At 43.7% G+C, this 21,201-nt stretch carries 14 protein-coding genes; 1 reads left to right on the top strand and 13 read right to left on the bottom strand.

Features of this window, described 5'->3' with window-relative positions; genetic code table 11:
- Nucleotides 1-134: 134 nt before the first annotated feature.
- From H3V01_RS09425 to H3V01_RS09365, 13 genes are all read right to left on the bottom strand, one after another.
- Complete coding sequence (locus tag H3V01_RS09425) at nucleotides 135-305, bottom strand: hypothetical protein (protein WP_198186624.1); 171 nt, start codon at nucleotides 303-305, stop codon at nucleotides 135-137.
- 19 nt (nucleotides 306-324) lie between these two features.
- Nucleotides 325-522 (bottom strand): DUF4926 domain-containing protein, encoded by a 198-nt coding sequence (locus tag H3V01_RS09420; protein WP_025331490.1) that lies wholly within the window; start codon nucleotides 520-522, stop codon nucleotides 325-327.
- Nucleotides 523-529: 7 nt separating this feature from the next.
- Nucleotides 530-8,968: a two-partner secretion domain-containing protein gene (locus tag H3V01_RS09415; protein WP_198186623.1), complete on the bottom strand. Its 8,439-nt coding sequence runs from the start codon at nucleotides 8,966-8,968 to the stop codon at nucleotides 530-532.
- A gap of 65 nt (nucleotides 8,969-9,033) precedes the next feature.
- Complete coding sequence (locus tag H3V01_RS09410) at nucleotides 9,034-10,806, bottom strand: ShlB/FhaC/HecB family hemolysin secretion/activation protein (RefSeq protein ID WP_198186622.1); 1,773 nt, start codon at nucleotides 10,804-10,806, stop codon at nucleotides 9,034-9,036.
- Between the two features lie 493 nt (nucleotides 10,807-11,299).
- Nucleotides 11,300-11,899, bottom strand: a complete 600-nt coding sequence (locus H3V01_RS09405) for a nitroreductase family protein (RefSeq protein ID WP_198186621.1) — start codon at nucleotides 11,897-11,899, stop codon at nucleotides 11,300-11,302.
- 341 nt (nucleotides 11,900-12,240) lie between these two features.
- Nucleotides 12,241-12,543, bottom strand: a complete 303-nt coding sequence (locus H3V01_RS09400) for an AzlD family protein (RefSeq protein WP_198186620.1) — start codon at nucleotides 12,541-12,543, stop codon at nucleotides 12,241-12,243.
- Entirely contained in the window at nucleotides 12,536-13,243 is a 708-nt protein-coding gene (locus tag H3V01_RS09395; RefSeq protein WP_038649031.1) for an AzlC family ABC transporter permease, read from the bottom strand. Before H3V01_RS09395 ends, H3V01_RS09400 begins: the two co-directional genes overlap by 8 nt.
- A gap of 486 nt (nucleotides 13,244-13,729) precedes the next feature.
- Nucleotides 13,730-14,383: a YiiX/YebB-like N1pC/P60 family cysteine hydrolase gene (locus H3V01_RS09390; protein ID WP_198186619.1), complete on the bottom strand. Its 654-nt coding sequence runs from the start codon at nucleotides 14,381-14,383 to the stop codon at nucleotides 13,730-13,732.
- A 100-nt stretch (nucleotides 14,384-14,483) separates the two neighbouring features.
- Nucleotides 14,484-14,942 carry a hypothetical protein gene (locus tag H3V01_RS09385; RefSeq protein WP_198186618.1) on the bottom strand — a complete coding sequence of 153 codons (459 nt, stop codon included), beginning with the start codon at nucleotides 14,940-14,942 and terminating at the stop codon, nucleotides 14,484-14,486.
- Nucleotides 14,943-15,086: 144 nt separating this feature from the next.
- Entirely contained in the window at nucleotides 15,087-15,926 is an 840-nt protein-coding gene (locus tag H3V01_RS09380; RefSeq protein ID WP_041880111.1) for a MurR/RpiR family transcriptional regulator, read from the bottom strand.
- 237 nt (nucleotides 15,927-16,163) lie between these two features.
- The gene (locus H3V01_RS09375; protein ID WP_198186617.1) at nucleotides 16,164-17,156 is read right to left on the bottom strand and encodes a nucleoside hydrolase; all 993 of its coding nucleotides are present in this window, start codon (nucleotides 17,154-17,156) and stop codon (nucleotides 16,164-16,166) included.
- 80 nt (nucleotides 17,157-17,236) lie between these two features.
- The gene (locus H3V01_RS09370) at nucleotides 17,237-18,634 is read right to left on the bottom strand and encodes an MFS transporter (RefSeq protein ID WP_198186616.1); all 1,398 of its coding nucleotides are present in this window, start codon (nucleotides 18,632-18,634) and stop codon (nucleotides 17,237-17,239) included.
- Nucleotides 18,635-18,683: 49 nt separating this feature from the next.
- Complete coding sequence (locus tag H3V01_RS09365) at nucleotides 18,684-19,484, bottom strand: cytochrome C assembly family protein (RefSeq protein WP_037394291.1); 801 nt, start codon at nucleotides 19,482-19,484, stop codon at nucleotides 18,684-18,686.
- 224 nt (nucleotides 19,485-19,708) lie between these two features.
- Between H3V01_RS09365 and ffh the strand changes: the two genes are divergently transcribed.
- A complete protein-coding gene (gene ffh, locus H3V01_RS09360) occupies nucleotides 19,709-21,067 on the top strand; it encodes a signal recognition particle protein (protein WP_037394288.1) in 1,359 nt (452 codons plus the stop codon).
- Nucleotides 21,068-21,201: the final 134 nt, after the last annotated feature.

Below are 21,201 nucleotides of genomic sequence, written 5' to 3'. Positions count from 1 at the left end.
ACCATGAATGGTCATTGATTGGAGGAGCTCAGATTTTATGCTGGTATGCTCATAACCATAACAATAAAGTAGGGTAAATTATTTATTCAACTTGTTATATAAGTCTAAAAGATAATAATTAGAATCTCTAATAGTTAGGTAGGAATCATTCTTATGTAGTTTTGCCAAGAATTCCATTCCAGAGAATTACCATTCATTCCCTTTCCTGCTTTACCACCAGTCAGCCAGTCATCATTGATGTACAGCCGAGGCTGTTGATTATCAGGATTGAGGGGCTGAGCTAAGAGGTAAAACAAAATCCCCACGGGTTAGGTGGGGATTGCTTTAGCTTACCTTGGATAATTTATCTGGTGATAAGGCTAGTATCTCTATTGTTCTACCGTTCTCATCACAGAACTCGACTTCATATGATTCATCGGGTTTAGTATAAACATCTATAATTGCACCTATCATTCCTGATTTCAGATTATACTCAGGAATATCTTCAGTTAAACTTACTGTATCAAAAAGGGAATATTTCATAATATCTTCACTTTACATAGAGTGTTGTTAATCTAGGTATTGATGATCCAGGATCATATATCCAACCAGTTCGAACAGTTGCTGTTTTCCCATTCGGTCCAGTAATTGGCATATCAATAGTAATTCTTTGACCATGATTATCTGCTTTACCTAGAATGGCTGTATTTGTTTTTGCTCCCGATTGTATTTTTGATATTAGATCATTTGCGTTTGATTGGTTATATCCTAAAGCTGACTCAAAAACTTTTGCTTTGTTTCCCCCTACGGGATGCTCGGTATTTAATGCATAAGAAGTAACTTTATTCGGATCAATTACTGCTTTATCTGCATTTGCTAGCTTCCCAGAGTTTCCTGTTTTAATTACAGCCTCTGCATGGGTGTAATTGTTCCAATTCGCTGTTGGTCCTGAAAGTTTATCTTTAGAGGTTATTGTAGCAACATCATCTACAGCACTCGTCCCCTTTCCGGCTTTTGCTTTAGAACCCTGCTTTTGCATCATTACAGAATATCTATTTTTTATCAAACCTATTTCGTCATTGGTTAGTCTCCTTCCTTTTTTCATACTCAGTGCACGTATAACTGTTTCAACACTAACTCCTGAGTTGAGTAATGTATCAACTTGCTGTTGCATTATACTAACTGACCCTATGTAGCTCCCAGCAATTTGATATTGGAATACTCTTATGGCTATCTGTTCGTCAGAAGCTCCAGAGCGTTTCATTTTTTTGACTAGATTTAACATTGTAATTTGGTTGAAATCTGCATTGCCAATTACGCTCGCTGGTATCCATTCATTTGCATTTAAATCAAATATGCGTGAACCAAACCTACGCTGACTTTCTCCAGCCCCCCTCATCATTTTATTAGCATAGCTTGTCAATAATATTTTGGATTCTTCTTCTGTTATTTGTCCTGTCATATACAAATTCAATATGATTTTATTTGCTTCATCAGAGGCCTTTAAATATTCTTTTTCAACCTGAATCCTGCACTGATCTGTTTTGCATGCATCATATTTTCTTTGATAATCATCCGCACTTTGTACACCTGCTTTTTTCAGTTTTTCATTTAATATTTTTTCCTGAGTGTTAAGTTTACTTTCCCCCTTACTGTTACGAAGTGCATTATTATCAACCGCCGTATGCCCAGCCTGATTCCCCTGTGCCACATCAGCCATACTGCTGCCTACTGCCGCTCCTGTTGCTGCTCCGGCCAGCCCTATGATTGATGAAACCGTGGCTTTTTCATCTGCAGTTAAATCTTTTGATTCCTTGCCATACAGCCATTTCGATACTACCGGCGCCAGAGCTTCTGTTCCTGCCGCAGCCAGTCCGCCAGCCAGTGCATTATTTCCTCCTGCTGCCGCTACTGCTGCTCCTACTACTGCGTGCGCCACCAGATGCGCAGTGCTGCCTTCTGCATCTTTTCCTTTAAAGTACTGCCCTATCTGATATGAAACTATCGGGCTGGCTGTGGCCGCCACTATCCCTCCTATGCTGTTAGTCGGGGCGGACAGGCCTGCTCCTATCGCATTTAACAGTAATCCGCCTGCATTCCACTGCGACAGTTCTTTTTCATATTTTTCACGTTCTTCCGGACTCAGTGCTGTATTTTTTAGTTTTTCTTTAAGGGCATCTTTTTTACTGTTTATTATGGCAGAGGCTGTCTGCATGTTATCGCTGAATTCCTGACTGATTTCACGCTGTAAATCCAGCTCTTTCTGTACCTTGTCTTTATCAAAGTTATTATGCAGATATCCGGCCTTATCAGCATAATCTTCGCTGCTGATATCAGTATGGATGGCTGCTATGGTTTCTGCTACGGTTTTGCCGGTTTTCTGCTGCTGCACTACTTCATCAGTGATGATGATATTGCCGGTATTAATACCACTGTGGGTAATACTACTGGTATGACCACTGTCACTACCATAGCCAACCGTTCCTTTGACGTTGCTGACACTCTCGCCTGTTTGGTTGTTTATGCTGGAATTATCCCAGCCTCCGTGATAGTTACCACTGGCACCTATTCCAATACTGCTACCACTGTAATCGCTGTGATTTTTGATGTCACTGCTGGTAAGACTGCCGGTAACCAGGCTGTTTTTACCTGCTGCTTCTGCGGCACTGGCAGAGGTGATGATGGCTCCTTTCAGATCTGTATTGCCTTTGATTTTAATCTGATAGCCGTCATCTCCGGCTATGATGCCGCTTTGTTCGGTTACTCCGGCATAATCGGCTTTGATTTTGCTCTTGCTGTAGCTGGCGGATCCCGATGCACCGTAGCCTACAGTGACCTGTCCGCTGATATTCTCCTGTTTACTGTCATATTTTGCTTTGTCCTGCAGGCTGGCTATGTTCAGCTCGGCTGCATCTATACTCACGCCTTTACCGATTACCTGTGCACCTATGATGTTGGTAGCACCGCCACTGCTGAGGCTGGTACTGCCGCTACTACTGCCAACATGGCTGTTCCGGTAGCTGGTTTCGTCTCCGTTACCATGGCCTTTACCCAGATTGCCCCCGGCTGTAACACCCAGAGATGTGCCACCAGAGCCATAGCTGATAGCCACTCCGGCATTCCAACCGCTGGATTTATTACTGCTGCGCTCGCTGTGGCTTTGTTCGGCTGCAAGCAGGTTAATTTCGTTATCTGCCTGTAAATGGGTGCCTTTGCTGCCTGCCACATCTGATCCGATGATGTTGATATTAGAGTCTTTGCCTGCGCCCGTTGCCAGTAAATTGACTGTTCCGCCGGCATTAATCTGACTGGCAGAGGCCACGGTATCTTTTGTGTGATTTTCACTTCGACTCTTCTGCTGACCGATGGTTATGCTGACACTGACATTTTGGTCTGCTGATTGATCGCTGCCAAGTTTATTCAAAGCTTCGCCTGCTTTGTAGGTATCCATACCGGCATTGAAGGCAGCCATGGCATTGACGCGGTCATTTTTACTTTTACCTACGCGGTTAATGGCAGTATTCGCAGTCTGGATGGCATTCACCACAGGTACGTTGACAGCAACGGTGAGTCCGCTCTTTTCAAAAGTATGAATATTGTCTCGGTTATGTTTATCTTGCGCAGCTGCAATATTTATATCTTTAGCCGCTATGGTTACATTGCCTGCAGGTGTGCTCACGCTGCTGCCGGTCTGGTTGTAGTGATTATCTGCAATGATAACGGTATCTCCGTACAGGCTGCCGATGCTGCTGCCGCTGTGAACAAGAGATTTACTGGTGGTATCGTCAGTTTCTTTCTGTTTACCGATAGTGAAGCCGATACCGCCGCTGCCCATCAGACCGGATTTAGTATCTTTGTGATACTGACGATCAGCATAATGATTTTCTGCGGCGCTGATGCTGATATCGTTACCTGCCTGCATAATGGTACCGAAATCAGAGATGACGTTGCTACCACGGATATTAATGTCTTTATCGCTGCTGATGTTGATTAAAGCTCCGGTAATATTACTGGATACAGCTTCATCATGGTCGGCCTGATACTGATCAAGACTGGTTTTTTTCGACAACAGACCGCTGGATTTAATATATGTAGAATGATCCATCTCGGTTTGCTGGCGTCCTTCGCTGATATTAACGCCGTTTTTACCATAAAGGTTGATATTACCCTGAAGGCTGTTGATATCACCCTGCCTGATATTGAGTTGCTCTCCGGAAAGTATGTTAATGTCGCCGATGGCATTGATGCTGGTACCGGTTTCATTCTGATAACGGTTTATCCAGTGATTTTTATCGCTGCGGCTGCCTGAGGCCATATTGGTTGCAGTGGTCACTGTATTAAGATCGATAGTGCCCTCTCCGGAGCTAAGCTGAGTAATGCCATTCTCAGCTGTATTGGTAATGCCGGCACCGTGACTGGTAATACCGTGTATACCGGCCACACTAAGAATACTGTCTTTTTCACCAGTGACATATAATCCTGCGGTGCGGTCAATAATGGTGCCGCCATTATGTTCATCTCCATAGCTGACGGTAGTGCTGCTGAGGTTGATTTTATCGGCTTTCAGACTAAGCAGATCTTTACCTGTGGCCACTCCGCCATTAAAGTCGATGTTCTCTTTGGCAGTGAGACCAACTTTACTGCCACTGATAGTACCGCTGTTGCTGATATTCTGTGCACCGATACTGGTAATATTCTGACCGGCTATGGTGCCCTGATTATTTATATTACCGCTATTTTGCAGGTTAATATTGCGGGCACTGATGAGACTGCCGTTGTCATTGACATCTCCGCTGTGAACCATCAGGTACACTTTGGGTACAAGTACTGTCTGCTGGCTGCCATCTGCCAGAGTGACGGTCTGGCTGACCATCCACACGATGTTACTAGTCAGTTGTGCCATTTGCTCAGGGCTCAGGTCTATTCCCGGTGTCAGGTTAAATTTCTGTGCATATGCGATACCGGCATTCATCAGTGCTTTATATTGCTCTTCATTATTGCTGTAACCTTCGAGATAACGGTAACCGGTCAGTTTAGCTATCTGCTCGTTAATCAGCCGCTGTTCATAGTAGCCGTCACCAAGCCGTTTTTGCATATTCTCGGGATTCTGCCCCAGAGCGCTGAGCATATAATCACTGCCCATCCATTTTCTCATGTTGGTAAAGGCCGGATCGGTTTCTACCAGATAGCCGCTATTGTCCGGACTGATATGATAAAGGCTGTTGTTAGGCAGTTTGGTAGTGTAATCACTGAGGGTCTGTATGTTCTGGTTATGACTGTTTAACTGTGTCTGTGCTTTATCTTGCTGCTGTAGCTGGTTATTGTTTTGAACCTGCTCTGCATGTGCCTGATTGGTTCCTGTGCTGGTGTGTTGCTGCACTACACTAACCGGAGTCTCAAATTCGTGGCTGCTGATGATAGTTTTGTTATACGAGGTTTCTCCATTCGTTTTAATTTTTCCCTTTGACAGTTTTTTATTCACATATTTATAGCCACCCTCTTTTCCATGCTCTTCTACTCGCTGCCGGCCTTTGGTTTCTTTGTTCTCCAGATTCAGATTATCTGTACTCTGCAAGGTGCCACCAACGATAATATGGCTGTTGTCATTAAGCCAGTGTTCACCACTGACGGTTAAATCTCCGCCTATAATAATTTCTCCGGGCTGAGTTTCAGTTACTTTTTGCTTATAAATATCACGCTTGAAATCCCACCAGTGCAGTTTTGATACTGAATATTTTTTCCATACTTTCTTGCTTTTATCATTAAAGGTAAAACTGATTTTTTTTCTTTCTTTTTTATATTTACCGTCTACACCATCTATCCAGATTTCAGGGTTACCTTTCTCCTGATACTGATGAATTTGGTTACTGCTCTCCAGATATTCTTCTACGCTAAAATGGTTATTTTGATTTTTTAATTGTTTAACTGCAATATTGCCATTACCCTGCGCTTCTATCCGTGCACTGCTGTTAGTGAGGCTTTCTGCCATACCGCTGGCCTGATGCTGCTCATTCAGAATGCCTCCGATAGCAATATCACCTTCGCTGGATAACAGAGCATGCTCTTGATTTATGATATTGGAAGCACCAATATCCAGACGGTTTCTGGCTGCTACCACTGCCGCTTTGGTTTCGGTACCGGTGTTTTCTTCCTGATTAAACAAGTTATGAGTACCGATAGCCACATGATTACCATAAATACGGCCGGTACCGATGTTGTTGATGCTGCTGCCCGACTGTATCAGTGTAGTACCGTTACTATTGAGCAGGCCGCGATTAGTAATGCTGTCAGCTGCGTTCAGTTCGGTATGGCTGTTGCTCTGAATAATCCCATTGGTCTGGTTACTGATGTTCGCCGCTTTGATAATTACGCTATTGCCGCCGGTTACGGTATGGCTATTACTGATATTTCCCTGACTGCTGATACTCAGGTTATGACCGGCACTCAGATCTGTATCAATGCTGAAATCATCAATCAGTGCAATATCTGCATCATTCCCGGCAGCAATAGTACTTTGGTTGTTGAGATTTTTTGCATGCAAACTGAGATTCTGTCCGGCAATAATCCGGCCATTATCGCTATTATCTACATGGAGATTATTGCTACTGTTATCAGTACCGTTACCGCTAATTGATATGTCTTTAAGAGCGCTTATCTGCCCTTGCTGATTAACGAGAGACTGGTTAATTACGGCATCGATTTTTTCATTGGCACGTATAGCGCCTTGTCTGTTATTCAGATTATTACTGCTAATCCGGATGGCTTCTGCATCTATTGAACCCTGCTGATTGTTTAATTCGCTACTGTATATATCTGCCTGTTTACCGGCACTGATTTTACCATTGCTGTTTTCTATGCTTTTAGCATAAATAGTCAGCTGACCATTACTGCCAATTTGTCCGTCACGATTATCTGCCTGATTTTGTATCTTCAGTTGCTGATCAGCTATGCTGCGGACAGCACCCTGCCGGTTATTCAGATTTGCTGCATCTATCCTCAGGCTGTTACTGTCTATCGCTCCGCTGCTGTTGTTCAGACTGTCTGTTTCCAGCTCTGTCTGACCGCCGCTCCACAACTGCCCGGCATTGCTGTTATCAATGTAGCTGCTGCTATTAAGCTGCAATTTGTTCTGGGCTGCTATTACGCCGCTATTGCTGTTATTTGTTTCTGCGCTGTTAATTTCTATCTGTCCGGCTGACTGGATACGACCATGGCGGTTATCCAGTGCTTTTCCTGCGTACTGTAACTGCTCGCTGCCGCTGATTTCACCCTGCCGGTTATCCAGCCGGTCAGTTTTGATTTGTGCCTGTCTGACAATCAGTTTGCCCTGAGTATTATCCAGCAAATCTCCGCTTACCTGAAGGTGATTCAGATGCAGATTAGCATGGTTACTCAATCCGTTATGAGCATTAAGATCGATGCCGCCGTTACCTGTAATCTGCCCGTTATCATTGATAATTTCCTGCCGGCTGATGATTTGTCCGGCTGCAAACTGTTTAGGCTGGCTGAGCGCAGGTTTGGTCTGACCTGTTGCTGTTGCACTGCTTGGCGGATTGGTATTGCCGGTATTGCTGTCTGACGGCTCTCCGGTGTCAACCGGTTTGTCATGGGCTGGTTCCGTGCTGCTTTCTGCTGGTGCATAGCCAATCAGACCGTTGTTTTCATTGCTTAGTTTATCTGTTTCCAGACTCAACGCCTGCAAACCGCTCTGGATAATTTTGCCGTTACGGTTATGAAGGCTGTCACTGATGATGTCCAGACGGCCACCGTTGATTTCTCCCTGATTATCCAGTTGTTGCCGGTTACGGATATTCAGTTCGTCAGCACTGGTAATTAAACCACTGTTGTCCAGCTGCCGGCTCTGTAATTGCAGTTTACCCAGGCTGGAGACAGTACCGCTGTTGCTGATACTGTCAGCTTTGATGGCGGCTGCAGCACTGTCTGAGCCGACACTGCTCTTATCAGCAGCAACGATGCTGCCGCTGTTACTCAGTTTGCCATCGGCACTAATCTGTACGCCACCTGCCCCGGCAAATATCTGACCGGCATTATTAATGCCGACACCTTTGTCGTTGCTGACGAGTGTGATTTTACCTGCGTACATACCGGCCAGTTTGCTACTGTCTATGGCTACCCGGTTCTGGGCTGAGTTCTCAGCCGGATAGCTGGGCGTAATTGCTCCCTGCGAAGTAATATCGTTGCTGCCGGCAATAATATTGAGATTATTTGCCCAGATGCCGGCATTGATTTGAGCAGCTTTGGTCAGGATATTGGTGTAATCACTACCCCGGCTATCCAGCCCCTGTCCGTTGATGCTGATATTGCCTTCACGTACCTGAAAACCATCCAGACTACCATTATTGAGTATGGGTTTGCCGGTAGTCAGTGTTACACCGGCAGCATTAATAAAGCCGCCTCCGTTAACATTGATTCCGGCGGGGTTTGCCATGATAACTTCGGCACGTTTACCGGCTACTTCGATGTAGCCGTTAATCCGGCTGGGGTTGCTGCTATTAATCTGGTTAACGATGACTCTGGCTTCGCCTCTGGCCAGCCAGGGATTGCCCTGTACCCAGCCGGCCTGCTGTGTCTGAATGCTTTTTCGGCTATTGTTGAGAATAGCACCTTTTTGATTTACATCCAGCTGCCGGTACTGATTGACGGACACGCCGCCTTTACTTGGAGTCTGAATATTTATCTGTGGTACACCATTGGCAGTTTGTAATATGGTGGGCTGCTGATTCTTAGGTGCAGATGTATCTGCGTGAATGTCGGCCGCTATGGCTCCGTTACCGGTCAGTACGCATAAGCCCAGTCCTAACAGGATAGAGCCGGTGATTAATGGCAGTTTAGCCAGCAGGCTGCCGGTAATGCTGTTACTGCTGCTGCGGTCGGCTGTGCTTTTACCTTCGCGAGTGGTGTTTTCTGCTACGGCTACCAGCATGCCTCTTTTTTTATTGAATATGATTTTATAACGGTTTTTATTCATGATTGATCCTCTTAAATCTGGCTTTATATCTTTAATTCATAGCCATTTTTTGTTTCTTTAACAATTTACATTGAATAATTAAGACTGAAGCCTACATTGGTTCTGTCCGTACGGAAGTATTGCGGTTTGTATATTGGTTTACCGGCAAAGATGTCGTAATACCATTGTCCGCCGGCTTTGATTTGTCCTTTAAAGCCGATAACTGCTCCAGCCAGTGTTTTTCCCAGCTGCATTTCAGTTGACGGTCCGGAAACGTGGCCGACATCAAGTCCGAGATATACCTGATGGCGGCCTTTGTATTGCCAGTTCAGGTTATTATTCCAATACCAGCCGCGCTCACCCATCAAGGTAACTTCGCCATCAAAACCACGCACGGTGTAACGGCCGCCAATGGAAAGCTGATCCTGTGTGATTAATGGTGTTTTGTTCCACTGTCCGTGAAAGGAGCTGTCATAGCTTAACTGCTGATTACCCAGCGTGAACGGCCACAATAAACCGGCATCTACGGTAATGATTTTCATGCGTGAAGTACCTTCACCAAATTCTTCTTCAGGTGCACGCAAACTGTTATCCGCGCCAGTACCACGCTTGTAGCCCAGCCCCAGATTGACGACGGCATTACCGATATATTCCTGATGATTCAGATTGACAGCCCAGCCTGCAGTATGACGCTGCTGAACTTCAATTTCGGCATCGTTAATAAAATTATGCGATTCGCGTTTCCATACCTTAGCGGTAACATCGATTTTGCGATGGCTGTTGCGGTAAAGCATACGGGTTAAACCCAGATCGGTATTGTCACTGTTACCACTGTAATCATAGTTTTCGTTATAACCTGCTATTGCCTGATGATAGCGGTAATGATTGCGGTTGAAGGCAATCTGCCAGTTACCGAAAGGAACTGAGTAATGCAGGGCATAGCCGTGTGTACCACTGCCGGTACGATTGCCATCACTGTCAAAATAGCTGTCTTTGCTGCCCAGATCATGATTGTAGTTGATGTAGAATAAATCACTTAATCCAAGAGGATTATCTACCGACAGGGTGACACCCCCCTGATAACGTCCGGTTGAATGACTGCCGGAATCGTCTATATTGAAACTTAAACGCATTGGCACGGTACGCTGTGACCAGCTTATTACTATATCACTCTGATTGGGCTCGTCTGCCGGCACAATCTGAATATCGGCTTCAGCAGTCGGAACCCGGCGAAGGTTTTCAAGCCCTTGCTCCAATGCACGTAAATTCAGAATATCACCAGCCCTGACCGGAAATTCATTCTGAATATGGCGAATACGACCAACATGTTTGGAAGCAGAATCATCCAGATTATAACGAATAGCATGAACCCGTCCGGCAATAACACTCAGCTGTAATTGCCCGCTATTAATATCTTGCGGACTGGCCAGAATACGGGTAGTGGTATAGCCACGTTCTATAACGGCATTTTGCGCCAGAGTCATAATCTGATTTATCGCTTTTCCGCCCAGACACATACCGGGCGTAAACTGACTCTGACGAAGAGCTTTTTTCAGGGCAAACTGAAAATGACCTGCATCTTCTCCGACCAGACTGATGTCCTGGATAGCAAAACAAGGAGTTTCATCTGTTATCAGTTTACCTGTTCCGGAAAGATTTTCTTCCGCAGGCTGCAAATGTACGTTTACATCAGGCTGCATTTGCTGCTGGAATTGCTGCTGACGCTGCTGCTCGCGTATAATCTGCTGCTGTTGTTTCTTATCTATCTGTTCAGCCGCTTCGTTCATTGATGCAGCATTGGCTTGTAACAGACTTATCCCTAATAGATTTAACAATAAAACTGGTTTTTTTATACGCATTTATGCTTAATGAATGTTAATACTAGTTAATTTTAACGTTATTAAAAGTTAATTACAACTTTAAATATTCCATTATCATTTACATAAGTATACTGAATAACTTTAGTATTAACAGTATTTTTTATAGAAGCTTGCATTAAATCAATATTAAATATTATATAAATATATGTTTTAAAATAACTTTTTTTTAATTTAATTAAAATTAATGAACTATATAAAAGTTTTCAGATATAAAATTTATATCAAAATACAGTATTAGCTTTTTTATGTTTAAATTTATATTTAATTATCAATATTAAATTAATTTATTTAAAATCTTAAAATTTTATTTTTTAATTATAATAAAAAAGCAATATTAGTTCTAATTGTTCAAAAAGGGCTAAAATTATCATTTCAAAGCGGAAAACCGATAAAATCTGACCGGATCAGAGATATTCTGATCCGGCCGGCAGCATTTCAGAATTCATTTTATGCAGATATCTGATTATCTGATTCAGTAAAATACTTTAAATCGTTCCGTATCATCAATAAAGTTTTTTTCAGGGAAAGGTGCTTCATTGGAACCAAAAGGCATCATGGCACGCAGTTTCCAGCTTTCCGGTATTTTCCATTCTTTAGCAACTGCCGCATCGGGCAAAGGGTTATAGTGTTGCAGGCTGGCACCGATGCCGGCATTTGCCAGAGCAGACCAGACTGCAAACTGGGCAATACCGCTTCCCTGTTCCGACCAGACAGGAAACTGCTCAGCATAGCTGGGATATTGCTGTTGCAGGCTGGTAATGATTTGCTGATCTTCATAAAATAATATGGTACCGACACCAGCCGCAAAACTATTAATTTTGGCTTCTGTGGGGGCAAATTTGTCTGCAGGTACTATGATACGCAATTCATTCATGACAATATGCCAGAATTTTTCACTTTGCTGACCAAACAGGATTACAGCACGTGAACTTTGCGAATTAAAAGCTGACGGAGACAGTTTAATGGCTTCTTCTATTAAAGCAGTTATTTCTTCCTGTGCCTGAGTAATATTCCTGCCGAGTGCATACTGGGTACGACGTTTTTCAATGGCTTCTATTAATGTATTATTCATGCTCTTTCCTTTATCATTATGCAATTAAATTAATAAATTAGCTCCAACATACATTGATATACTAGCGGAAAAATTTAAGTCTACCCAGCCCTGTTTATCAGTACAAAAATTATTTATTTCAGATATTAATAAATTTTATTTTCTTAAAAAACAGAACATAACAAACAAAATAAATCAGAATTGATAATAATTGCGCCGGTTTGAAGTCGTTGTTACACAGCATTTCCTTACAGGAATTGATTTTTTATTTCTATGAAATGCCAGATTTTCGCTATTAAACAGAGTGTTTTTAATATATTTTTAGAAATTATTACTATTTTTGGGTCAGGAATACGCAGTATTTAGCTGAGCAGATAGTGACGCAGAAAAGCCGTAATAGCGATACTGAACATCACTGTTGGTAACAGTGAAAATCGCCACGCCAGTAATATCGTGATGATAACGGCTAAAAGATTAGCCGGATTGGTTGTGGCAAAAGCAGGAGCAATTACAGCAATCAGGACACAGCCGGGGACGGATTCAAGGACTTTGGTCAGGCGCGGACTAAGCTTACGTTTACGTAATAACAGATAACCACTGATTCGGGTGATGTAAGTAACTACCGCCATGGCCAGAATAGTGAATAAAGCTGATAAATCAATCATACGCAGCCATGATAAAAGCTACAGTTAAGCCTGCTATTGTACCCAGTAATACATACCATGCACCAGGCAGGAAAAGATAGCCGGCAATCGCTGCCAGCAGGCTTACCAGCCATGGAATAGCTGCAGTAAAACCTTTCCACATTCCTTTGAGTAAAACCAGAAATACTGCCACAAAGGCCATATCAAAGCCGTAATGAGTGACATCGCCAATAACCGGTCCGATAAGTGCGCCCACAGTTGTGAATCCGACCCAGACGACATACAGACCTATGCCGGCACCAAGATAAAAATAATAGCTGAATTTCTGCTTTGGTGAGTTTTTCGCATCAGTAAATGCCAGTGCCCAGCTTTCGTCACACATTAAAAACAACGCAGATAATACTTTTCGTCTGGGCAGATCTTTTAGATAAGGTGTCAGTGCCGCACTCATCAGAATATGGCGACTGTTTACCAGTAGTGTCATTAAAGCAATCAAGATTAAATGCGGGGGTGAAGTCCACAGATTAACCGCTACAAATTCGGAACCGCCGGCAAAGTTTACCGCAGTAAGCAGTGAAATTTCACCGGTACTCATTCCTTTTTGAATTGCCTGCGCACCTAAAACCAGTGAAAACGGAATAAAACTCAGCATAACCGGCAAAGCGGTAATCAACCCTCTCTTAAATTCCTGTTTTGGTTGTAATACGGCAGACGATGACACTGTTTAGTGCTTTCCGGTGTAATTTTAGTGTTGTGTATTATAAAAAGGATATTTGCACAACGTAAACATAAAATACCAATATTGATAATGAAATACAGCTTAAGCGGACGGACTCGATACAAATAAATAATTTTATGCGCTAATAATAATCTACTTCTGAATTTTTTATGCAAGTTAATTACAATTGGATTATTTTATCTATTCGCTTTTCTATTCTATTAATAGTATGATGCTGAATTGATATATAAATTTCTTTCTTTAAAAATACATTTGTCATTTTGCTAATCATAAATATAAGACAGCTAACTCGGTATAAAATTTTTTGATGCTATTAGTTTTCATTATTCAGGAATAGTACGGATATCTGTATTAATCCGTTTATCTGACTCATGATTAGTGATTGGTTAATTTGGTATGTGCCGGATAAAGTTTAGTTTCTATAATGAAACAGACCAGCATAATTAATGCCGGTCTGTTGGTTAATAACTAATAGTAATAAACAATATCAATTAAATCAGAGCGGGACATATCGCCCGGATTATTTCCGGGCTGACCCTCAGGTATCGGAATACCCATTTTCTGGAAATGCTTTACCCAGTAATCAGGAAATTCACCAGTATCTTTAGACTTAAAGGTCATTGCGCGTAATGGGAATACTTCCTGCCCGTTGTTGGCTTCTTTGAATATCTGATAAATCAGCTCAGAACAGTAATACTGATCGTTGGTGATATCAAAGGCATCATCGTATTTTTTACCTACTTTTTGCTGTGCATAAATCAGAGCAGAAGGAATCAGTGCCTGATAAGGTGCTTTCAATCTGCCCACTACTGCTCGCGGCTGACATTTTTTTTTGGGATGCAGATATGTTTTCAGTGATGTGATACGAACTTCAGGAGTGGTGGCTTCAATAACAAAATACTGATTTGGATTTTTCTGCCAGACAATTCCGACATGAGTAAAATTGTATCCGGCCAGACCACTGGTAGCAGCTTTAATAGCACTATTCATACCGCCGTCACAATTTTCCAGAAAAATAAGATCACCATTTTGTGGTTTAAAGGATTTCTGAGCATAGACATTCAGGCTGAAAAATAAACTGCACACCAGAGCCAGCAATAAACGGATAGTTTTTTTATTCATGTACAAACCATATCTTATTAGTAAATAATGATTAATTATACTGCATATACATTGATTAACAAGTTTTTATAGAATTTAGACTGTAAAGTACGCTTTTAAATCAATCGGTATCTTTACCAAGCTTGCGCTGGAAAATACGGTAGCTGGCTGCAAATGCAGCAATAGCCGCACCAATCAGCGCACCACCGATAAACATGGAAACTAAATCAACAGTTTTGCCCACATCCAGACTGTCCAGTATCTGTTTAGAACTCAGTTTCTGGCTGCCCGGGCTGCTCATGCCTTCAATCATATGGCGATTATTACATTTGGGCAGCAAGATATTCTGATCAGCAGCCTGTGGAAATGTTTGTCTGACTGCTGTTTCACACTGCTGAATCTGTGCCGGCGTAACCAGATTAAACCAGCCGCCGATATACAGCCCCCCGGCAAGCAGACAAATAGCAATAATACCTACCAAAATGGCAGAACCTCTTTTCTGCTGCGCAGCCACTCCTGAAGTTTTAACATTTTTCTGCTGTTCGGTCTGACGTTTAATTTGACGGGTTTTGTTACTCACTAGCGCTCATTTCGTTGTAATAATTTAAGATAAATACCGTGCCTGAAGGGGCAATGCAAACCCGCTGACAACCGGCAGAAACTTTATCTAGGTAATCATATTGGCTGATAATAAATCATACCAAAAGCTGTTTTTCTGCTGAAATTAATGTTGTAAAAATTTCAGCTTAACCCCTGCCTTGGTTTTTGCCAGCATTTCGCTTACATTTTCGCCCAGATGCAAGGCCAGGCCGATAGTCAGCATATCAACCACCATCAGCTGTAGCAGACGGGAAATCATCGGGGTATATTTTTCGCTGTCTTCAGGGGTAACAACACTAATGACACAGTCACAGGCTTGTGCGACGGGTGATCCGGCACGGGTAAGAGCGATTACTTTGGCGCCGTTACCCTTGGCAATTTTAATTGCATCAAGTAAATCTCGTGAAGAACCTGAATGCGAAATAACAACCAGCACATCTTGTGGTGACAATACGGCAGCAGCCATCAGTTGTACATGACTATCGGTATAGGCAACGGTAGACAAACCAAAACGAAAAAGTTTGTGCTGAGCATCCATTGCGACAATACCTGAATTGCCTGCCCCATAGAATTCTATACGGCGCGCTTTGGCCATCAGCCTGACTGCGGTTTCCAGGTCGGCCGCATTAAGGGATTTACGGCTGCCAAGCACCGTGGCTGCGGTACTGGCTATAACTTTATTCAGCACATCCTGCATAGAATCGGTGCTATTGAGTTCTTCATGGACATACGGCATACCGTCATGACCGATACTGGCGGAAAGATTGAGTTTAAATTCAGGTAACCCGCTATAGCCCATGGTACGGCAAAAACGAATAACCGTAGGCTGGCTCACGCGTGCCTCTTTGGCAATATTGGCTACAGCTGCGTGTACAAACCACTTGGTCTGCGCCAGTACACATTCAGCCACCCGGCGTTCTGCTGAAGATAACTCAGGTAATTTCTGACTGATTTTGGCTAACATTATGCTCTCCTGTTTTGTTGTCGCCACAAAACAGGAAGAGAAATATTGATAATTAATTTATACATGGTAAACCTGCTGATTTCTCTTGTATTGCGTGCCTATCCTAACACTGAAATAAACAAATGCAATATTCTGATGCGGATTATCGTTATCATGATGGTTATTAAAACCATAAATATTTATTATAGCGGTATTAGAACAGATTTTTGTTATTACTGTAAGATATTCTGATATTTTCTAGCAGCGATACTGACTTAATGCATTAAATATAATTTCAAGTAAACGCCGGTTATCTACCTGCTCCATTACATTAACAGGCTGATGACTGACCGGCGGCATACCAACAGTCAGTCTGAGCGCACCCTCTTTCCAGCGACGGCTGCTGGCACGGGTACAGTCACGCGCAGTAGATACATCAACAATATAAGGCGAGCTGGTAACAATGCTTTCATCAATCAGCTTGGCGACACACAATACATCATGAATCCAGCAACCGGCCAGCTGGCGTGTCTGAATAGAATAGTCCATCCACGGACGTGATGTACGGACAATAAAATCTGCAAGCGGATTGGCAAAGCTCTGAAGTTTATCCAGATCCTGATGGGTGAGCAGTGTCTGTGTAGTTACGTCCAGCGGTGCAAGGGTAATATTGGCTCCACTTTCGATAACAATTTTGGCTGCTTCAGGGTCAACAGCGAAGTTGGTGTCCTTAAGATAGCTGTCCAGCTGAAATACACCGCCCATGATGACAATTTCGGCAACAGACCGGGCAAAATCAGGATAAAGCTGAATGGTATGGGCAATATTGGTTAACGGACCAATAGCCACCACGGTAATTTCACCGGGGTTCTTACACACCAGTTCACCAATTGCCTGAGCCGCATGTGGCGCACTGTGATCATTTAATGGCGGCAGCGGTGGCAGATTGTCCCATAAAGACAATAATCCCTGTTTGCGTACATTATTATCCAGTTGTTCACGCCATGGGGCAGCCGGTTCAAGCAATGCCTGAGCAGCTCCTTTTACTACCGGGATGCTTTGATTCAATTCCTGCATTAATTGGTGCGCTACCTGAAAACCGGTATCCCGTGGTGTATTACCAGCCACAATGGTAATCAATTCCAGTTTAATTGAATCTGCAGCCAGTGCCAGCGCCAGCGCCAGCCCGTCATCTACATTCGCGCCTGCAACACCATTACCGGGATCACAGTCAATTACGATACGCTTCATAAATATTTACCTGTGCTTCAATTACAACGGAGTCAGTAGCTGACTCCGTTAGTGGTGATTCTATCAATTTGTTAAAGCAGTTAAATAGCGTCTTCTACTGCATTCAGGTCGCGTCCGCGAGTTTCCGGAGCATAGAATGTAGTTATAAAGCCAATGCCTGCCATTGCTGCAAAATAAATTGCAATCGGCCACCATGTACCATACTGAGCCAGCAATGCTGAGGCAACTAATGGCGCAATACCACCAGACATAATGCCTCCGAGCTCTTTAGCCAGAGCCATTTTGGAATAACGGTTACGCACCCCGAACAGCTCTACTCCATAGGCTGCCTGTACACCGAAAATACCCAGTGATGCCAGACACATACCAATAACAATAATACTGGCTACAATAAAAGGATCCCGTGTTTCCAGAAACATATAAGCCGGAACAGCATACAGCATCAGCAGAAAACAGAACCAGCGGTAAACAATACGGCGGCCAAACCGGTCAGATAACCAGCCGGCAAACGGAATCACAAAAAAGCCTAACAAAGACGCAACAAATACTGCAGAAGTAGCGACAGTTTGATTCACTTTCAGAAATTTGACCACATAGCCGATAACAAATCCCTGTGCCAGGTAAGATGGGCCGTTTTCACCGATACGCAAGCCCAGCATGACGAAAAATGCTTTATTACGTGCCAGAAAGGAAGTTTTTTCAGCTGTCACCGTAGTTTGTGAAGCTGATATTTCAGTTTTTTGCACCTGAGATTGTTTAACTTCATTTTGTTCCTGCTCGAATACCGGAGTTTCCCGTACATGGCGGCGAATAAGAGTAGCGGCAATAGCTATCAGTGCACTGAGAATAAATGGTATCCGCCATCCCCAGCTGGCTACATCTTCTTTATCCAGCATTAACACCAGCAGCCAGACAGATGAAGCGACCAGTGTACCACTGTTAGAACCGATGCCAATAATAGAAGCAATCAGACCGCGGTGTTTAGGTGGTGCATATTCTCCCAGCATTACTGTAGCGCCGGAAAGTTCGGCTCCGGCCCCGAAGCCCTGCATAAAACGCAGTACAGCTAAAAGAAGTGGTGCCCATATCCCGATAGTGGCATAACTAGGGATAAGACCAATCAAAGTAGTGGAAATACCCATCAGGGCAATAGTAGTTACCAGTACAAATTTACGTCCTTTAAGGTCGCCAAGACGGCCAAAAAATATGGCACCGATCGGGCGGGCAACAAAGCCGACTGAATAAGTGGCAAAACTAGACAGAAGAGCAATTGCAGGCGTTAATTCGGGAAAAAACACATCTCCGAATACCAGCCCTGCGGCCAGGCCGTATAAAGCAAAATCCACATACTCCATGGTGGTTCCGAGCCAGCAGGAAAGTGTTGCCTTAATAAATTCCCGTCGTCCTTCAGGTGTGGCTAAACGCTGTTCAGCTGCGCTCTGTTTCGGGCTGTCAACTGACGATTGTAAGTCACTCATTCAAATATCCTATGGTTACAAATCAGGGTGAAACTAGTTACAAAAAAGATTAAAACAAAATTTCCAGCACAAACTTGCTGCCAAAATAAGCCAGCATCAGGCTGACAAATGACACAATAACCCACCATGCCACTTTTTTCCCGCGCCATGCCTGCATATGATGTCTGAGCAGGATAACCAGATAGATTATCCATGACAGCACGCCGAATACCGTTTTGTGGTTAAAACGTGCCGGCTCACCAAATACAGCTTCGGAAAATACTGTGCCGCTGACAGCCGCTATAGTCAGCAGCACAAAACCCGCCTGCAGGCCCTGAAACATTAATTTTTCAATAGCCAGCAAAGGCGGCAGGAATGATTGCTGCGGAACAGTTTTACGCCGGTGCAGATAATGATTGCGTACCAGCATGAGCACAGCCAGCAGGGTTGTAATGCCAAAGAGTGCATAAGCCAGCAATGCCGACAAAACATGTATCATGAATGCTGTGTTGTGCATCGGGTAAGCAATAGCCTGCCCGGGCAGCAGTAAGGCAATCAACAGTACGAGTGCCGAACAGGGAAACAGCGCCAGCTGTAATCCCTGCAGGCGATAGCGAAAACTGCCCACCCAATACAGCATTACCATTAACCAGGTAATCAGATTGAGTGCCTGACCGAACCCTACCAGCAGTACATGCTGCTGCAGCATTGGCTGCCATACAACAAAGGTATGCAGCAGCAATATCAGCAGTAACAGTGACTGCTCACCCCGCAACGGATAAGGCACATCTGTATGACGTTGCCAGAACCGCCATGCCAGTACAGAAAGCACGACATAAGCAAGAATAAGCACCAGCAGCAATAAGCTCATGATTTTTCCGCAGCAATAGCGCGCCAAAAATTGGCGCGCGTAGTGTAAAATAGGTATTTATTATTGCTATGCCTGCTAAAAAATACAGGCAGGTATAGCAACGGGGTGCCATTTTATAACCAAATTGCTACTTATCATACCTATTTATTGTGCGAATTGACTGGCAACAGGCAATTTTCACCGAACATATACAGGCTGCTTACAATTAGCCGGAGATGGTTTCGATGTTAGACAATCTATCAGATCGCTTTAGTAAAATCGCGAAAACTCTGCGCGGACAGGCGCGTTTGAGTGAAGACAATATCAAAGATGCCCTGCGTGAAGTACGTATGGCATTACTCGAAGCAGACGTTGCCCTGCCAGTTGTAAAAACGTTTATGGCTTCGGTAAAAGAACGTGCAGTCGGGCAGGAAGTCATTGGCAGCCTCACACCCGGGCAAGCTTTTGTTGGTGTGGTAAACGATGCCCTTACCGAACTGATGGGCACACAAAACAGCAGTCTGAATCTGGCTGCAGTTCCACCGGCCGTGATTCTGATGGCAGGTTTGCAGGGTGCGGGTAAAACCACCACGGTGGGCAAACTGGCTCGGCTGCTGAAAAATGAGCAGAAGAAAAAGGTACTGGTGGTTTCTGCGGATGTATACCGTCCGGCGGCAATAGAGCAGCTAAAATTGCTGGCACAACAGGTTGAAGTGGATTTTTTCCCGTCACACGAAGGTGAACAGCCGGTGACCATTGCATTAAATGCTCTGGATCATGCCAAAAAACATTTTTATGATGTACTGATGGTGGATACCGCCGGCCGGCTGGCTATTGACCAGAAAATGATGGATGAAATCCGGCAGATACATGCAGCGATTAATCCGGTAGAAACTCTGTTTGTAGTAGATGCCATGCAGGGTCAGGATGCCGTAAATACAGCACAGGCTTTTAATGATACGCTGCCTCTGACAGGTGTGGTATTAACCAAAATGGACGGCGATGCCCGTGGGGGTGCCGCTTTGTCTGTACGCCATGTAACCGGCAAACCGATTAAGTTTATTGGTGTAGGTGAAAAAATCAACGGGCTGGAACCGTTTTATCCGGATCGTCTGGCTTCGCGCATTCTCGGCATGGGAGATGTACTCTCACTGATTGAAGATGTACAAAAAGGCATTGATGAAAAAACCGCGCAGCAGATGGCAAAAAAACTGCATAAAGGCAAAGGTTTTGACCTGAATGACTTTAAAGCACAAATTCAGCAGATGCGTAAAATGGGTGGAATTGAATCCATTATGTCTAAGCTGCCGGGCGATATGGGACAAATGGCCAAACAGGTACCGGAAGGCACGGCAGAAAAAGCTATGAGTCGTGTGGAAGCCATTATCAACTCAATGACTGCCAAAGAACGCGCCAATCCACTGCTGATTAAAGCCAGCCGTAAACGCCGCATTGCCAATGGTTCCGGCGTTACCGTGCAGGAAGTGAATAAAATGCTCAAACAATTTGAGCAGTCACAAAAAATGATGAAATCATTTACCAAGGGTGGTATGGGTAAACTGATGCGTCTGGCCAAAGGCATGAAAGGTATCATGCCGCAATAACCTGTATTTTTAATACACTGCCTGAATTCAGATTCAGGCAGTTTTTTTATTTTCTACTATCGCCTGAAGATAGCTTATGACAAGCATCCGGCATGGATAATCTTATATTTTTTACTGTAAAATATTCCGATCGG

The organism is Snodgrassella sp. M0351, assembly GCF_016100575.1.
Classification (GTDB): Bacteria; Pseudomonadota; Gammaproteobacteria; order Burkholderiales; family Neisseriaceae; genus Snodgrassella; species Snodgrassella alvi.
The sequence above is the reverse complement of the archived record's forward strand: the minus strand, read 5'-3'. Positions and strand labels throughout refer to the sequence as shown.

Excerpts from the sequence above, each read along its gene's own strand:
- H3V01_RS09420 (WP_025331490.1), bottom strand. The coding sequence starts at position 522 with ATGAAATATTCCCTTTTTGATACAGTAAGTTTAACTGAAGATATTCCT.
- H3V01_RS09415 (WP_198186623.1), bottom strand. The coding sequence starts at position 8,968 with ATGAATAAAAACCGTTATAAAATCATATTCAATAAAAAAAGAGGCATG.
- H3V01_RS09410 (WP_198186622.1), bottom strand. The coding sequence starts at position 10,806 with ATGCGTATAAAAAAACCAGTTTTATTGTTAAATCTATTAGGGATAAGT.
- H3V01_RS09405 (WP_198186621.1), bottom strand. The coding sequence starts at position 11,899 with ATGAATAATACATTAATAGAAGCCATTGAAAAACGTCGTACCCAGTAT.
- H3V01_RS09400 (WP_198186620.1), bottom strand. The coding sequence starts at position 12,543 with ATGATTGATTTATCAGCTTTATTCACTATTCTGGCCATGGCGGTAGTT.
- H3V01_RS09390 (WP_198186619.1), bottom strand. The coding sequence starts at position 14,383 with ATGAATAAAAAAACTATCCGTTTATTGCTGGCTCTGGTGTGCAGTTTA.
- H3V01_RS09380 (WP_041880111.1), bottom strand. The coding sequence starts at position 15,926 with ATGTTAGCCAAAATCAGTCAGAAATTACCTGAGTTATCTTCAGCAGAA.
- H3V01_RS09375 (WP_198186617.1), bottom strand. The coding sequence starts at position 17,156 with ATGAAGCGTATCGTAATTGACTGTGATCCCGGTAATGGTGTTGCAGGC.
- H3V01_RS09370 (WP_198186616.1), bottom strand. The coding sequence starts at position 18,634 with ATGAGTGACTTACAATCGTCAGTTGACAGCCCGAAACAGAGCGCAGCT.
- H3V01_RS09365 (WP_037394291.1), bottom strand. The coding sequence starts at position 19,484 with ATGAGCTTATTGCTGCTGGTGCTTATTCTTGCTTATGTCGTGCTTTCT.
- ffh (WP_037394288.1), top strand. The coding sequence starts at position 19,709 with ATGTTAGACAATCTATCAGATCGCTTTAGTAAAATCGCGAAAACTCTG.